Origin of the sequence: Algoriphagus mannitolivorans DSM 15301 (assembly GCF_000429425.1) — a bacterium.
GTDB classification, from domain to species: Bacteria; Bacteroidota; Bacteroidia; order Cytophagales; family Cyclobacteriaceae; genus Algoriphagus; species Algoriphagus mannitolivorans.
In genome coordinates, this window is sequence record NZ_AUBV01000005.1 from 235,252 (window position 1) to 250,527 (window position 15,276).

A 15,276-nucleotide genomic window follows, 5' to 3' on the forward strand; every position below is an offset into this window, starting at 1 on the left:
AATTAGAGCATCCCTTCAATAGATTTTTCCAACTCTCTGGCTGTGGCCAAAAATTCATCCACATTCATGTCCCGGAAGAAAATTAATCCGTGGCTGGCTCTCACTTTAGCCCGCTCATGTAAATAGAAATAATTTTTGCCCAATAATAACTGGATGTCATTTAGCTGACCAACCCAAGTTCTCTTGGCTACTGTACTGAATTTTCCATTGTGCGCATAGCTCGGGAAGGAAGCATTCACCTGGCTCAAGTAGCAATTGGAGAAGGAATCTTCCATGACAGACATGTCTCCCAATGAAACAGGGACGATGACATTAGCTTCATGTGGCTCAAATTTAAACCAGACATTTCTGTATCCGATGATGCGAAGCTCACTGGTATCGTGTTCTTCCCCCCATTTTTTCACCGCCTCAGCAGTTGCTTGTAAAACTTTATAGTGGGTGTCTGGTCCGGATCCTTCAGGGTCTAGGGTCAAACTGATTTTTGTAGGTTTGATTTTTCTAAACATTTCCACGATGGGCTCTACATCCCGGGTTTTATCAGGTTGCTCGGTGAAAATATCACCGGTATAGAATCCAAGTCTCAGGTGATGCACATTTTTCACCTGTACACCGAAGTGGGCCCAAACCAACTCTTCCTCAAACTCACGGATCATTCCTTTCAGTTTTTGGATTTTGGAAGGGTTTTTTTCTCCGTCATATGAATTTCTCAGGATACTGATGACATCATTGATGGTTTCACGCAACTGAGTTTTGTTTTTGACTTCATATATGATCACCAAAGCTCTTACCACTCGGTGGGCAAGACCTCTGCGTCGTGCATCGGCATTTTCTGAAGCTACATTGGTCAGGTAGTGGTAGACGTCTTTGTCTGTTTTGAGGCTGTATCCTATCTCAAAAAAGTCATCGTAATTCACCATCTGGATTTTGTTTTCGTCCAACAGCTTTTTGGTGTAAAGCAAGGTGTCGATCACAAAGGTGTTGGTTACTGCTGTAAACCCGGAGGTCAAGACTGAGAAATGAGCTTCATTGCTCGGTTCGTTCAATTGATTGGTGATGTGTGGAAGAATCCCCAGTGAGATATCATCATGATGCGGACCGGTATGAAGCACCACTTGGTTTCTTTCTTGCTCCAGACCGCGCGCAAGCTTGGCTTCGACATTCTTCATGACCTGATTGACAGTGTCTTCGGAAAGGTCCGGAATGAGTTTGGTGTATTTGTCCGCTTTGAGATCGCTTAACTTAAGTCGGTGTCCATATTTGTTGAGCTTTTTGCAAAGCTCAATGACAGCTCTTTCGGTTTTTTCAAAGGTCCATTCGCCTTTTTCATAATAGGCATCCATGGAGTCAGTCAGCTTCACTGCCGCACCTTTGGTAAGGTAGAATCGGCCGTTTTTCAACTTTTGAAGTACAGTGGCAGGATAGACATTATTCATCTCTGTCTCCAAAGAGTCCCGCACAATACCAGCTTTGGCCTCACCGGCTGCGATGATGATTCCTACTGCGTCTTTGTTATATACAATCGTGTCTAAGCCGATGGTGATGACCAATCTATTGGCAGAGACTTCAATTCCGCCCAAATCTCCAGCCGCAACGGCCTGAGTTTCGAAGTTGGTCTCTGTCAATCGGGTAACCGAGTAGAGGTGTGATCCTCTGGTGTTGAAGGCAATATGTCCATCCGGACCGATTCCCCCCAAGAAAAATCCAATTCCGCCTTTGTCCCTGATCTTTTGTTCATACTCTCCACACCATTGGTCGATCATGTAGATCGAAGTTTGCTGAAGCTTTTCCAACTCATTAATGGGATCCCTAAATCTGAGAGATAGATCCACCTTCAGATCCGGAAAAATCTCCTTGAAATGCTTGCCTTCCGCCAATGGAATCTCATCAGAATTGATCAGGATGGCATTTTCTTTAGATAGCCCAAAGCCCTGGATGTAAAACTTGTTTACATAATCGTAAAAGCTATTGTGCTGCTTGGAAGAAATCGGATAGAATTCGTCAATCTGCACAAACGTAAGGTCCTTCAAAACAGGCTTCTTGGTGGATCCAAGGCCATATTTCTCCCGTATTTCTTTACCTTTTTTACTGTCCCAGTTTTCCAGTAGATATTGAGTCCACTTGATGAAAAACTCCGGGGTTTTTCCTGTGGGTAATGAGATTACACCCTGTGGATTGGCAGCTGCCCATTCCAAAAATCTGCAGGCAGTCAGCAAGCCCATCTTTGGAAAATTGTCAACAGTGAGATAAGGGATCAGGGTCGAGATTTTTTCAACTCCAGACTCGGCTAAAAAAGCCTTTTCAACATCGGAGAGAGGATACTTACTGAGCATACTGAATTGGCAGATTAGATTGTGTAAGATTTATTGTTTTATGGGGTTACCAACTTTTTTTCGATATCTATCGAAGGTTGGCGAAAGGAACGTTCGATTATATCTGTTTTTCAGTACTAACTTCTGATTTTAGGTCAGATAATACTAAGTTATTACTTCTAACAAATTTAGAAAACTTTATTTAATAAAAAACAACTTCTTTAAAAAATTTATAAAAGTTAATTCTGAACTCAGAAATTATAGACTTCTGGTAAATGATATCTTGATTCTAGCCTGGAATTCTTCAATAACTTTAAAAATCTCAATCAGGGTAACTTGTTGGACCTTTGTCAGGGAATTAATCAGGAGGAAATTCCTAGGTTTAGTTTGATTGTTCAGAATGGAAATGGCCTGATTTTCCAATCTTAGACTCATCAAATACTCAAAGGCATGAGTTAGTTCCTGCACTTCTTTGGGTGAAAAAATCCCCTTGTTTCCAATGCTTTGTATCCTTTTGATGGTGCCAGTATCAAAAATATGATGCTTTAATGCATAGACTCTGGCTAAATCCACGATAGGCCTCATGGTCTTCTTGAGGTTCAACTGTTTCTCTCCCTCGATTTCCTCTGTTCGGATTCTCTTGAAAAAAGTAAGGGGAGGCTCATATTGAAGGGCATTGTATCCAAGATTTACAAAAAAACGCTCCGAAGCTTTTTCAATTAGACTGCCCATGTGGCGTTGAAGCTCCTCCAGTAGATTGAATTCCCCGAAGATTGCCCGACAGTCAAAAAAAGTAGAATAATTCATGGCGGTTTCCTGTGAAGCATCCGAGACCCAAGAGTCGTAGTTCCGCTTCCAATGGGAGAGCGAATGCGTCCATTTCGGGTTCATGGCCATCAGCTCTCCCTCGCAAAATAGTATCCCGATCTGGTCTAACATGGTGGATACTTTGGTCGCAAAATCCAAAAAATAAGCCCTGACTTCCTCCCTGTGCTCATTGGCTTTGTCTTCATAAATGATGGCGTTGTCCTGATCGGTTTTGAGCGTTAGCTCTCCTCTTCCTTCGCTGCCAAATACGATAAAGACAAACTTTGCTGGCGGTGTGCCCAATTCTTTGATTACCCGTTCAATCACACGCTGGGTAATGGTATCGGCGACCGTGGTAATGATTTGATTTACAAATGAGGCTTTCATTCCTCTGCTGATCAGCAGGTGGATTAGGTTTGGCATGTATTCCCATTTCTCTTTGAGCTCAGAAAAATGCCGGGCTTCTTTCACAGATTGAATAAACATGAAAGGGCCTTGGCTTTGTTCGGTGAGGATTTTAGTTCTGCTGATCCAGCCCAGATATTTTCCATCTTCTTTCACCAAGACATAGCGGGCTTTGGTTTGAAACATCAGAATGAGGGCTTCCACCAGACTTGATTCTGGGGAAATCACCACGAGGTCTTTCTCCAAGATCTCTGACACGACTGTATTCGGGCTGAGACCTGTTGCCAGAACTTTATCCCTCAAGGTTAGGTCGGTGATAAATCCTTCGATTTGAGAAATGTTCCTTCCGATAAACAGACAGCTCACTTGTTCCCGGGCCATTTGTGCTGCACAAGTTTGGATGGGGGTTTCTGGATCGGTCAGTCGTATAGTTCGGACAGTAAGGTCTTTGATTCTTTTGGAATAAAACTGATCCGAGATAAAAGTTTGAGCCTGCTGCATGATAGGAAGTTACAAAACCCATTTGGTTAATCCTGTAAAAAACAAAACCGCCTCAAATGATAAATTTGAGGCGGTTGGCTATGAATTAGAGAATAGACCCCATTCAGTTCTTAAGCATTAATGCCAAGAGCTTGAGCCATAGTAGCTCCGATTTCAGCAGGAGATTCTACGACATGGATTCCGTTTTCTTTCATGATTCTCATTTTGGCTGCAGCAGTATCATCTGCTCCTCCGATGATTGCACCGGCATGTCCCATTCTACGGCCTGGAGGTGCTGTCTGTCCAGCGATAAATCCAACTACTGGCTTTTTGTTGCCGTTATCACGGATCCATTTTGCTGCTTCTGCTTCGTAGTTGCCGCCGATTTCACCGATCATCACGATGGCGTCAGTTTCCGGATCATTCATCAGCATTTCTACAGCCTGTTTGGTGGAAGTTCCGATGATAGGATCACCACCGATACCGATTGCTGTGGATACACCCAAACCAGCTTTTGCTACCTGGTCAGCAGCTTCGTAGGTCAAAGTACCTGACTTGGAGACGATACCGATTCTACCTGATTTGAAGACAAAACCTGGCATAATTCCAACTTTTGCTTCACCTGGAGTGATGACACCTGGGCAGTTTGGTCCGATCAAAACACAACCTCTTTCCTTAATGTAAGGCTTGGCTTTCATCATATCAGCCACTGGAATACCTTCCGTGATGGCAATGATCACTTTGATTCCGGCATCTGCAGCTTCCATGATTGCATCCGCAGCGAAAGCTGGCGGTACGAAAATAATGGAAGTGTCGGCACCAGTCTTCTGAACGGCCTCCTCTACAGAATTAAACACCGGTCTCTCCAAATGAGTAGAGCCACCTTTGCCTGGAGTCACGCCTCCCACGACATTAGTGCCATATTCGATCATTTGCTGTGCGTGAAACGAACCTTCCGATCCGGTAAATCCCTGGACGATTACCTTAGAATTCTTATTGACTAGTACACTCATTAGATACGCTTGTTAAAGTTTGGCACAAAAATAAAAGAAACCACCCGCTGACAAAAGAAAAGACCAACATTCTCAAAGGAATTTGGGTTGCAGAATCTTTTTCTAATTTTAACCTCATGATCAGGAGAATATCCTTGTTTTTGCTTTTGTCATTTTGCTTTTTCTTCAAAAGCAATAGCACCTTTTCCCAATCCTTCAAATTCAACACCTCCCCAAAAGGCGTCAGGCTTCCAGTACAGAATGTTTTGGAAATCGAACAGGACACCTTGGGGCAAATGTGGTTTTCCACTTCTAGAGGAGTAGTTTACTCTGATGGGATCCAAACTTACTCTCTTCCTGATAGTATCGTGAGAAAATTTATTTACAGGATTTCCCTTCACAAAGATGAGGATGGGGTGATTTGGCTTTTTAATGCCAATGGAATTCCTGTTTTGTACCATGGAGGAGCCGGTAACTGGAAGGAAGTTCCAATTCCAAATGGCTTTAAGGAAAAGTTTGCGCCGGGGATTCGGTTTTTGTCCGTGGGGAAATCCCAGGATAAGGTTTTTTTCATGGACACTGAGAATCACCTTTTGTCCTGGAGAAATGGCGAAAAGGAGATTCGCGAAATCAAAAGAGATCCTGAGCTGACCGGATTCTTGCAAGCAGTCATCAATTTAAATGGGAAACTCCTGCTCATTTTTCAAAAAGGCGCTTTCCTATTTGATAATAGTTTTTTGAAAAATTTTGAGTTCAATGGGATTCCGCTTCCTTCCCCGCCAGTCTTGGTAAAAAAGTCTCCGGGTGGGACCTATTATTTTTTGGGAAAAAATTACCTGGCAAAAGGGCCTAATCTTGAAACTCCCGAGGTCATGATCGACGAAGGGTTTTCTAATTTGGATGCTTCATTATCCCATCATTATTCGATGGATTTCGCTGGAGAAAATGTCTTTTATCATTTCAATTCCCAATTGAAAAAGTATCATCCAGCCAATGCAAGGTCAGAGCTTTTGAATTTGGAGAACCTCTTTAAATCAAATACGCTACAGACTCTCTTCGTGGATCGGGAGGGGATCCTTTGGGTTGGGGCAAGTCGGGGCCTAGCCAATAACAACAGTCAGATATTTCAGAATTATGGAATAGAATCCTCCCGATTCCTGGGAGAAGAAATCTCAGCTATTGCAGATTTAGGAAATGAAAATTACCTGTTAGGGTTCAACAACGGCCTTCAGCTATTTTCCAAAAATGAGCTGAGGACTATTCTGAAAGATGAAAATCCTGTAGGAAACCCCAATCAGAGGATTATTAATTTTTCAAAAACCGGAAAAGGGGAAATTCTTTTTTCTTCCAACTGGGGAGGCGTGGGAGTTTTTGATTTAAAAACTCAGAAGGCGAGATTGTTGAGCCCAAAGCCTGATTTCAACGTCTCTTCGGTTCAGGTCGATGATGACAGCGTTTTCATAACCACGCCAGAACTAGTTTTTCATACCTCGATTTCCTCATTGAAACGAGGAAACTATGGGGAAAATCTGACTCCCGAAATCAATGAGAGCCTTGGCCCGGTCAAAAGTTTTTTCCGCAAAGCGGGAAGACTGAAGAATGGGAAGATTATGGTGATGCGGGCAAGCCGGCTGGAAAACCAATATCCTATCGTAGAGACTTCAAAATATATCCTGGGTGAGGGCTATGATTATCTGGAATTGCCGGACGGAAGTATTCTTTTGGGTACTGAATATGGATTGAAGATTTTTCGGGAAGGGTATGTTGGTCATTACCTCTACCTGCAAAAAACCATCACCAATCCTGTGTATACGTTGTTTTATGAAGACGCAACTGGGTGTGTTTGGGTAGGAACGGATAATGGGATTTATGTTTTGGGGAAAGGGAAATTTCACCATTTCAATGAATCCAATGGCCTAGTGGGAGATGAAGTCAACCGTGGGGCGATGATTCAGGCGGCTTCCGGCAAAATTCTGATCGGAACCCAAAAAGGTTTGTCGATATATTCAAATCAATCCAGTTTTTATGCCAAGGGGAAGCCTCAGATTTTCATCAAAAAAATGGAAGTAGGATTGGAGGAGATTGCCGGTAAGGAAGACCAGACTTTCCCCTATTCCAAAAACTCGGTACGAGTGGAATTTTCAGCCCCTGCCTTTGATGGCTCTAAGGAGCTTTGGATTCATTACCGCCTTTCACAATCAGATTCCACGGAATGGCAGGTGATCAAGCAGCCCCGGACTAATGAATTGTTTTTTCCCAATCTGGAGGCAGGGGAATATACCTTTGAAATCAAAGCATCTTATGATGGGGAGACGTTCTCGGATACTTTGCAGTCGCCCAGCTTCGAAATCCTTCGCCCCTTCTATTTGAGACCTTATTTTTTGATTTTGGCGGTTCTTTTCCTAGTAGGAATAGGGGTATTGATCAACATCGTGTATCGGCAAGTGAAAAACGTGGGTCTTTTGCGAAGTGAGGTAGATCGGAAAAGCAAGGATAAAATTCTGGCTGAGCAGCAGTTTAAAAATGTTTGGATAGGCACCCAAGATGGCATGATGCTTCTAGTCGATCGGCAGTTAATCCTGACCGTAAACCCTGCTTTTGCTCACTTGATGGGGAAGGAAGTGGCTACTTTAGAAAACCGGGCAATTTGGGATCTCTTCCAGTCGGGATTTTCTGAGGAGAAGTTTTTGAAGCTTTTGCCCTCCCCAGAAGAAGATGAACTCGGAAAAAGCCATTCCACTGAAATTCAGATTCCATGGAAATCCGGGACTTTGGAGATGGAGGTCTATTCCGTTCTTTTGGAAAAAGACTTTGCCGGGAAAGAACTGGTTCTTTGCGTTTTCAAGGATATTACTTTTCAGAAATTGGCAGAAAAAAACCTGAAAGAAGCCAAAAACAAGGCAGAAGAGGCCAATAGGTTCAAAACTAGCCTGCTCTCCAATATCAGTCATGAAATTCGCACTCCTCTCAATGGCATTATTGGAGGGGCAGAGCATATTATGATGGTGAGACAGAATGACAAGGAGCTACAATCCTTGATGGATATTATCCTTCAAAGCGGGGAAAGGTTGCTTACCACGATCAACTCTTTGTTGGATTTGGCAAAAATCGAGGCCAATAAAATGCCAGTAATCCCGATTTCCACCAAGGTCAACAACTTCATCCGGGAGGTGACTCTTGCCCATCTCAAAATGGCAGAACGAAAGGGACTCAGCATGGAAGTTCAGTTCCTAAGTCCTGAATTTGAAGCTAGAATCGACCGGAGATTCTTGGAAATTATCCTGAATAATATTCTCGGCAATTCCATAAAATACACTGACTCTGGGAGAATTGGGCTTAAAGTTGAAAAGGCTGGGGAATCCCTGATTTTAAAATTTGAGGACACCGGAATAGGTATGTCTCATGAGTTTCAGCGCAAGATGTTTGATGCTTTCGAACAGGAAAGCACGGGCAATGATAGGCTCTACGACGGCTCAGGACTAGGGTTGAATATTACTAAAAACCTGGTAAATCTATTGGGAGGAACAATCCGGATTTGGAGTGATAAAAATTCGGGCACCCGCGTATGGGTGGAAATTCCATTGTCAAAGACTTAATTTTCGTATTTTAACTCCCAATTGTCGACCACCACTTCTTTTAATTCATGTTTACACTCAAAATCCTCATTGTTGAGGACGACTCAGTCTCCGCACTTTTGCTTCAGCGAGCACTGGAGAAAAATGCCCATCAGATCATTGGAATAGCCGATTCAGGAGAAAAAGCCCTGGAAATTCTCGATGAAAACCGCGCTGACATCGTGATGATGGATATCAATCTAGCCGGCGAACTCGACGGGATAAAGACCACCGAAATCATCAATGAAAAATTCGATATTCCGGTAGTGTACCTCAGTGCCAGCTCCGATGCTGAAACACTGAATAAGGTGGTTGGTACTAATCCAAGCGCTTATGTCATCAAGCCGTTCAATATCCGTGAACTCAACATGGTGATCGAGTTGGCGATTTTTAAAGACAGAAAGGAAAAAGAACTCCAAAAACTCAACAACGAACTCGAGGAAAAAGTCAAGCAGAGAACGGCGGAACTTTACGAAGCCAATAAGGAACTTACCAAAGCCTTGGAAAAGGAAAGAGAGATCAACGAACTCAAATCACGAATTGTCCTCAATGTCTCCCATGGATTCAAAACTCCCCTGACTTCCATCCTGAGCTCTGCGCAGCTATTGCAGATTTATGCCGAAAAGGACCATCCTTTTAAAACCAAGATCACTAAGCACGCCTTTAAAATCGAAAATTCGGTCCGTGCCCTGAACAACCTTCTGACCAGCGTACTCTTCTTCGGTAAGGCTGATGAGAATAAGTTGGAATTCAAACCCAAAAAGATTTTTACCGGGGCATTTGTCAAGGACGTCATCGATACTGTCAATGCTGGAATTGATAATGAAGTCACCATCAGGACTGAAATTGGCGATATGCCTAAGACCATTACCTCAGATCCGGAACTGGTTTATCAGGTTTTGGAAAACCTGCTTTCCAATGCCGTAAAGTATTCCAAAGAAGGAAAGCATGTGGACTTCCACATGAAAATAGAAAATGGTCAGCTGGAAGCCATCGTCAAAGACAAAGGGATAGGAATACCGAAATCCGAACAAGGACAGCTTTTCGATCGTTTCTTCAGGGCAAAAAATGTCGGAATTGTAGAAGGATCCGGGCTTGGACTTTCGATCGTCAAAAAATGCCTTGAAGTCTTAAAGGGTAGCATTGAATTTGAAAGTGAACAAGACAAAGGGACTACTTTCCGAGTGACAATCCCTGTAAAATAACCATGCTATTACTATCCAAGGACCTGAAGTTTGCTCATCCGGGTCAAAAGATTTTGCAATTCCCCAATATCCAACTTAATGCCAATGATTCCTTATTGGTTTTGGGTAAGTCCGGAAGCGGAAAATCCACCCTTCTAAATCTGATTGCCGGGTTGCTATCTCCTCTTTCAGGCGATATTCAAATCGACGGTGTATCAATTTCCAAGCTTTCCGGCCACGCTTTGGATCTCTTTAGGGGGAAAAATATTGGCATTGTCTTCCAAAAGCCGCATTTGATCTCTGCCCTGAATGTTCGCCAAAATCTGGAATTGGCCCATTTCTTTTCCAAGGAAAAAGGACAGGACCTCGACGGTCTCCTTGAAGAACTCGGGATAAAGCAAAAGGCAAAAGCCTCGGTGCTCACTCTGAGTGAAGGTGAAGCCCAGCGGGTTTCTATTGCCAGGGCTTTGGCAAATTCTCCCAAGCTTATCCTGGCCGATGAGCCTACCTCTAGCTTGGATGATGCCCATGCAGAAAAGGTGATTCAACTCCTGCAAGCACAAGCACGAAAAATAGGAGCAGCCTTGATCATTGTCACTCATGACCAAAGGGTGAAAAATCAAATTTCCAATTTCATCGAAGTTGCATCCTCATGAATCTGTTTAAAATAAGTTGGAAATATTTAACCTTTCAGCCTTTATCTACAGGCTTGAATGTGTTTTTGCTAGCTCTGGGCTTAGCCATCATTACCGTCTTGCTATTGGTTCAGGATCAGTTTGAGAAAAAGATGAGTCAGGACGCGGCAGGAGTGGACTTGGTCGTCGGGGCCAAAGGCAGTCCTTTGCAGTTAATTCTTTCTTCAGTTTACCATATTGATTTTCCAACCGGAAATATCAAAATGGATGAAGCTCAGCGGCTTTCCAGAAATCGTCTGGTCAAAAATGTGGTTCCACTTGCCATGGGAGATAATTTTCAGGGGTATAGGATCCTTGGCACCAATCACGATTACTTAGAGCTCTATCAGGCAGAATTTACTGAGGGCAAGGCTTGGGAGTTTCCTTTTGAGGTAGTCCTTGGATCGGAAGTGGCTCGAGCTATGGGACTCAAAATAGGCGATGAGTTTGCTGGAAGTCATGGAATCAGCCAAGGAAGCCATGATCATGATGCCCATAATTTTGTTGTTAGTGGCATCCTGAAACCCAAAGGGAATGTCTTGGATCGTCTGGTATTGACCAGCATAGAATCTGTCTGGTATACTCATGACGAGGAAAGTGCTGACTCAAATGATCCAGAAGAAGCTGAGGAAAGGTCTGAGGAAGAGGGGAGTGCCAATTTGGATGAACCATCCCCAGTATTGGCAGAGTCGGATTCCCATGAGCGTTTTCATCATTCAGTCGCAAAAAAAGGCTTTCCGGTATCAGACCAAGCCCGGGAAGTGACGGCTTTGCTTGTCCAGTTTAGAAACCCCATGGCAGCCATTCAGCTTCCGAGAATGATCAATTCAGGCACCAATATGCAGGCAGCATCTCCGTCTTTTGAGATTTCCCGCCTCTTCGAGATGTTGGGAGTTGGGATCAGTCTGCTTCAGGGGATTGCGGTAATTTTGATCATTGTGGCCGGCTTAGGAATCTTCATTGCCCTGTATAATTCCTTGAAAGAAAGAAAATACGACCTGGCGATCCTTCGAACCTTAGGGGCTTCCAGATTTCAACTGGTTATGTTGGTGTTTTTGGAAGGGATTTTATTGACCTCTCTAGGGGCAGTTTTGGGAATTCTGTTGGGCCATAGCTTTTTGGCTTTGTTGGTGAGTCAGGGGGATCAGATGATAGTGGCCTCGATTCAGCCTTGGATTTTTCTCCAACAAGAACTCTGGATCCTCGTTTACGCTTTGGTAGTAGGAGTTTTTGCCTCTCTTATCCCCGCTTGGTCCGCTTACCAGACCAGTATTGCAAAGCAGTTGACAAAAGCTTAAATCGCAGTCTAATTAGAATGAAAATGAAAAAAGTTGCCGTATTCGGAAGTTTGTTTTTGATAGCCATGATGAGTTTTGGGTCCTTCCAAGCTCAGGCTCAAGGGGTTTGGAAGAGTCTTTCCGAAGTGACTTATAAAATTGGAGAAGATCAGTTTGGAGAGCTATATGTTCCGGTTTTCTCAGACAATATCAAAAAGTTGGAAGGGAAAGTTGTGGAAGCGGATGGATATATCATTCCATTTGAAGGTATGTTTAAGCCTAATCACATCATTCTTTCCAGTCTTCCCTTGGCGGAATGCTTCTTTTGTGGTTCGGGTGGCCCTGAAACGGTTATGGAAGTAATGCTTGCCAAGCCGATCCAATACACATCCAAGCGGGTAAAAGTACGAGGTAAGCTTACCCTGAATGCCAAAGACCCGGAGAAACTGATGTATATTCTTAAAGATGCGGAATTGATCATGTAATAAAAAAGCTTCCTTCGGGAAGCTTTTTTTGCTTTTCGGATCCTTATCCGATCAATTCTCTTTCATAGTTCCGGAACTTTTCCAGAATTCCCTGGGTCACCGGACCAACTTTTCCGTCTCCGATTTTTCTGTCATCAATTTGGGTGACAGGCAGAAGCACTTTGGTGGTGCTGCTGATAAAAGCTTCATCGGCTTCCCAAACATCCTCTAAAGAAACCGGTCTGATGATGACCTCTCCTGCGATTTTTAAAATGTTCTTTCGGGTGATTCCCATTAAAATATGCTGATCAGGCGTATGGATCACGCCTTTTTTGACAATGAAAAAATTACTTCTGGAACTTTCACTGACCAAGCCGTCCCAGTGATAGAGAACATCCTCCGCTCCCAGTCTTTTCCAGTGATAGCTGTGCCAGACCGGTAAAGCATAATTGGTGGTTTTGATTTCCGCAATCGGCCTGACGTATTCTAATGTCAAAAGCTTAATGCCAAGCTTGTATTTTTCTTCAGCAGGAAAATCAAGATTTTCGCAGAAGATAAACAGTTTTCCATCTGCTGGGGAGAAGTGATTTTCAGAAAGCCCTCCGCTGAGAACCATTCGGACTCCGCCTTGCTTGAGGTCATTTTTCTCAATAAGCTCTGCGATTATTTTTCTCAAATCCTCTCTGCTGTAGTTGAAAGGAATATGGGTTTTCTCTGCCGAAGCCATAAACCGATCTAGATAGTCTTCCAAAAAAATAGGCTTGTAATTGTTGGTTCTGAAAAAGTCGAAAATTCCATATCCACGGATCAATCCGAGATCCATCGGGTGAATGGTGGCTTTTTCAGAAGGGATGATACTACCGTCGGCAAAGCAAAATGGTTTCATAAACAGGCTTGTTTTCCAAATGCTAAATTAGCCAATGAAAAGAGAAAACACAGGAAGACTTTTTGGATATTTAGTGTAATTTAAATAAGATTAAATTGTAACTTTGACGTATGTAAACTCAGCTTTTATGAAAAACTTCCTGATTTGTATTGCTTTAGGATTTTCTCTTATTTTTCAATCCTGTGGAAATAGTCAAATAGACGCCAATAAAAAACTCCGAGAAGAGGTTATTGCCGTTCATGATGAAGTGATGCCAAAGATGGGGCAGCTCAAGTCTCTTGAGAAATCCTCTCTTCAAATGGCGGAGGATTTGGCCAATTCTTCAGAACCAGATTCTGCCAGAATAGTAGCCCTAAAAGAGCTTGCAACTCAGCTGGATCAGGCATACGAAAGCATGTTTGTTTGGATGAGGCAGTATGATGTAGAAGATGGGGAAAAAACCCCTGAAGAGGTGAAGGCTTACCTAGAAGAGCAGATGAAAAAAGTAAGCTTGGTGAATCAAGACATCAAATCTGCCTTGGAAAAAGCAGATTCCTTGTTGAAAAAATAATTAAAGATTATCCGGCGGGGTTTTGAGGAATTTTTCAACCTCCGGAGCTGAAATTACTCCTTCTTCCATTTCCCAGATATTGTACAGATAGGTCACTATTTGGGCAATATCCAATGGTTTCAGACTGGGATTCCCGGGCATTTTTTGATTGTAAATAGTGCCGTTGACCTTGATCGGCCCTTCTTGCCCATTTCGGATGATCCATGCTGTTCGGTGGATACTTTCCTTGAAATAATCCGCGTTTTTCAGCGGAGGAATCAATTGTCCTAGCCCGGAACCGTCACTTTGATGACAGTTGGCGCAGTAATTTTCATACAGCCTTTTCCCATTGACGGCATACTTCATGACCTCCGGGTCTGAAATTTGGGCCAGCGTATTTTCCTCGCTGCTGGGTTTTGGACTGCAGGAAGAAATACCGATTAGGAAAATTAAGCAGAAAAAGAGTCTCATTTTGTCAACAACTTAGGGATATCATTGAGTAGTCGGTCCACCTGATCTGATTTGGTGCCATCATAGACTCCCCGGATATGACCTTTCTGATCTACCAATAAAAAAGCTCCACTGTGCAAAAATCCTCCCGGCTCAGCCTGATCCGCCATGGCTGTGGTTAAATAGCTCGTTTGACCGATCTCAAAGATTTTCTCCTGATCACCTGTCAGGAAATTCCAGGTTTTCGCATCCTCAATTCCCAATTTTTCAGCGTAATCTTTCAAGACTTCCTGGGTATCATGAGTAGGATCAATGCTATGGCTGAGAATCATAAACTCTGGGTTGCCCTGGAATTTTTCATAAACTCTGAGCATTTCCTTTTTCATAATAGGACAGATAGTCGGGCAGGTGGTGAAAAAGAAATCAGCGACATATACTTTTCCGGCAAGGTCCTCATTACTGATGGTGTCCCCCAGCTGATTGATAAAGGCAAAATCAGCAATTTTGTGATATACCGTGTCTTGGTTATCATCCACATATCGCTCTCCCAGGATAGGAAGTTCAAGCGGACTTGCGCCATTTTCAGTTTTGGAATTGCAGGCAAAAGTCAATGCAATTCCGGATATCAGAAGAAATTGAGAGATTTTCATTGTCCCTTTTTGGTTCTATAATTTTTGTAAACTTTAATCCCAAGCATCAGAAGAATTCCGAGTCCCAAAAGGCCGGCAATGCCCCAAACCATGCTTAGGGTATTCTTCAAAACGATCAGAAACACTATAGCAAAAAGTAATATTGTGCTCACTTCGTTCCATATCCGAAGTTTGGTGGAGTTCCATCGGGCTTTTCCGGCCTGTAATTCTTTGAAAATAACATGAGAGAATCCATGGTAAACATAGAGCAGCAAAACAAAACCAAGCTTGGCCTGCATAAATCCCTGCTCCATAAATCCCCATCGGTAGCTAATGACCCAGGCTCCAAAGATTAGCGTCAAAACCGCCGAGGGCCAGGTGATGATATACCAAAGACGTGATGCCATCAAGTCCAGCTGAGGTTTGAGGATTTTTCGTTCGGATTCGGGTTTTTCAAGGGCCTCGGTCTGATAAATAAACAGACGCACGATATAGAAAAGCCCTGCAAACCAGGTCACCACAAAAATGATATGAAGTGCTTTGACGTACTCGAAACCCATTGTCAGAATTTTGGGC

Annotated in this window: 13 protein-coding genes; 6 read left to right on the plus strand and 7 right to left on the minus strand. The window is 43.2% G+C overall.

Annotated features, from left to right (window positions below; translation table 11 throughout):
• Nucleotides 1–2: 2 nt before the first annotated feature.
• The 3 genes from G458_RS0105840 to sucD form a co-directional block, all read right to left on the minus strand.
• The gene (locus tag G458_RS0105840) at nucleotides 3–2,330 is read right to left on the minus strand and encodes a PIG-L family deacetylase (RefSeq protein ID WP_026951074.1); all 2,328 of its coding nucleotides are present in this window, start codon (nucleotides 2,328–2,330) and stop codon (nucleotides 3–5) included.
• Nucleotides 2,331–2,567: 237 nt separating this feature from the next.
• A complete protein-coding gene (locus tag G458_RS0105845; protein WP_026951075.1) occupies nucleotides 2,568–4,022 on the minus strand; it encodes a DUF294 nucleotidyltransferase-like domain-containing protein in 1,455 nt (484 codons plus the stop codon).
• 110 nt (nucleotides 4,023–4,132) lie between these two features.
• Nucleotides 4,133–5,014 carry a succinate--CoA ligase subunit alpha gene (gene sucD / locus G458_RS0105855; protein WP_026951076.1) on the minus strand — a complete coding sequence of 294 codons (882 nt, stop codon included), beginning with the start codon at nucleotides 5,012–5,014 and terminating at the stop codon, nucleotides 4,133–4,135.
• Nucleotides 5,015–5,130: 116 nt separating this feature from the next.
• Between sucD and G458_RS0105865 the strand changes: the two genes are divergently transcribed.
• Genes G458_RS0105865 through G458_RS0105885 form a run of 5 tightly spaced genes read left to right on the plus strand, consistent with a single transcriptional unit; the run spans nucleotide 5,131 to nucleotide 12,227 of the window.
• Nucleotides 5,131–8,589, plus strand: a complete 3,459-nt coding sequence (locus G458_RS0105865; RefSeq protein ID WP_084438829.1) for an ATP-binding protein — start codon at nucleotides 5,131–5,133, stop codon at nucleotides 8,587–8,589.
• Between the two features lie 47 nt (nucleotides 8,590–8,636).
• The gene (locus G458_RS0105870) at nucleotides 8,637–9,812 is read left to right on the plus strand and encodes a hybrid sensor histidine kinase/response regulator (RefSeq protein WP_026951079.1); all 1,176 of its coding nucleotides are present in this window, start codon (nucleotides 8,637–8,639) and stop codon (nucleotides 9,810–9,812) included.
• A gap of 2 nt (nucleotides 9,813–9,814) precedes the next feature.
• Nucleotides 9,815–10,447, plus strand: a complete 633-nt coding sequence (locus tag G458_RS0105875; protein ID WP_026951080.1) for an ABC transporter ATP-binding protein — start codon at nucleotides 9,815–9,817, stop codon at nucleotides 10,445–10,447.
• Nucleotides 10,444–11,763, plus strand: a complete 1,320-nt coding sequence (locus tag G458_RS0105880; protein ID WP_026951081.1) for an ABC transporter permease — start codon at nucleotides 10,444–10,446, stop codon at nucleotides 11,761–11,763. The genes G458_RS0105875 and G458_RS0105880 overlap by 4 nt, the downstream gene beginning before the upstream one ends.
• Nucleotides 11,764–11,780: 17 nt before the next feature.
• On the plus strand, nucleotides 11,781–12,227 hold the full coding sequence (locus G458_RS0105885; protein ID WP_026951082.1) for a hypothetical protein: 447 nt from the start codon (nucleotides 11,781–11,783) through the stop codon (nucleotides 12,225–12,227).
• A 43-nt stretch (nucleotides 12,228–12,270) separates the two neighbouring features.
• On the opposite strand, the gene G458_RS0105890 is transcribed toward G458_RS0105885, so the two are convergent.
• Nucleotides 12,271–13,092 (minus strand): aminotransferase class IV, encoded by an 822-nt coding sequence (locus tag G458_RS0105890; RefSeq protein ID WP_026951083.1) that lies wholly within the window; start codon nucleotides 13,090–13,092, stop codon nucleotides 12,271–12,273.
• Nucleotides 13,093–13,219: 127 nt separating this feature from the next.
• Here G458_RS0105890 and G458_RS0105895 point away from each other — a divergent pair, with 127 nt between their 5' ends.
• Nucleotides 13,220–13,642 (plus strand): hypothetical protein, encoded by a 423-nt coding sequence (locus G458_RS0105895; protein ID WP_051287060.1) that lies wholly within the window; start codon nucleotides 13,220–13,222, stop codon nucleotides 13,640–13,642.
• On the opposite strand, the gene G458_RS0105900 is transcribed toward G458_RS0105895, so the two are convergent.
• The 3 genes from G458_RS0105900 to G458_RS0105910 are packed head-to-tail and all read right to left on the minus strand — an operon-like array spanning nucleotide 13,643 to nucleotide 15,260.
• Nucleotides 13,643–14,092, minus strand: a complete 450-nt coding sequence (locus G458_RS0105900; protein WP_026951085.1) for a c-type cytochrome — start codon at nucleotides 14,090–14,092, stop codon at nucleotides 13,643–13,645. It abuts the gene before it with no gap.
• A complete protein-coding gene (locus G458_RS0105905; protein ID WP_026951086.1) occupies nucleotides 14,089–14,721 on the minus strand; it encodes an SCO family protein in 633 nt (210 codons plus the stop codon). Before G458_RS0105905 ends, G458_RS0105900 begins: the two co-directional genes overlap by 4 nt.
• Complete coding sequence (locus tag G458_RS0105910) at nucleotides 14,718–15,260, minus strand: CopD family protein (protein WP_026951087.1); 543 nt, start codon at nucleotides 15,258–15,260, stop codon at nucleotides 14,718–14,720. The genes G458_RS0105905 and G458_RS0105910 overlap by 4 nt, the downstream gene beginning before the upstream one ends.
• Nucleotides 15,261–15,276: the final 16 nt, after the last annotated feature.

Bases quoted from the DNA above. Each gene is read 5' to 3' on its own strand.
- G458_RS0105840 (WP_026951074.1), bottom strand. From the start codon at position 2,330: ATGCTCAGTAAGTATCCTCTCTCCGATGTTGAAAAGGCTTTTTTAGCC.
- G458_RS0105845 (WP_026951075.1), bottom strand. From the start codon at position 4,022: ATGCAGCAGGCTCAAACTTTTATCTCGGATCAGTTTTATTCCAAAAGA.
- sucD (WP_026951076.1), bottom strand. From the start codon at position 5,014: ATGAGTGTACTAGTCAATAAGAATTCTAAGGTAATCGTCCAGGGATTT.
- G458_RS0105865 (WP_084438829.1), top strand. From the start codon at position 5,131: ATGATCAGGAGAATATCCTTGTTTTTGCTTTTGTCATTTTGCTTTTTC.
- G458_RS0105870 (WP_026951079.1), top strand. From the start codon at position 8,637: ATGTTTACACTCAAAATCCTCATTGTTGAGGACGACTCAGTCTCCGCA.
- G458_RS0105875 (WP_026951080.1), top strand. From the start codon at position 9,815: ATGCTATTACTATCCAAGGACCTGAAGTTTGCTCATCCGGGTCAAAAG.
- G458_RS0105880 (WP_026951081.1), top strand. From the start codon at position 10,444: ATGAATCTGTTTAAAATAAGTTGGAAATATTTAACCTTTCAGCCTTTA.
- G458_RS0105885 (WP_026951082.1), top strand. From the start codon at position 11,781: ATGAAAATGAAAAAAGTTGCCGTATTCGGAAGTTTGTTTTTGATAGCC.
- G458_RS0105890 (WP_026951083.1), bottom strand. From the start codon at position 13,092: ATGAAACCATTTTGCTTTGCCGACGGTAGTATCATCCCTTCTGAAAAA.
- G458_RS0105895 (WP_051287060.1), top strand. From the start codon at position 13,220: ATGAAAAACTTCCTGATTTGTATTGCTTTAGGATTTTCTCTTATTTTT.
- G458_RS0105900 (WP_026951085.1), bottom strand. From the start codon at position 14,092: ATGAGACTCTTTTTCTGCTTAATTTTCCTAATCGGTATTTCTTCCTGC.
- G458_RS0105905 (WP_026951086.1), bottom strand. From the start codon at position 14,721: ATGAAAATCTCTCAATTTCTTCTGATATCCGGAATTGCATTGACTTTT.
- G458_RS0105910 (WP_026951087.1), bottom strand. From the start codon at position 15,260: ATGGGTTTCGAGTACGTCAAAGCACTTCATATCATTTTTGTGGTGACC.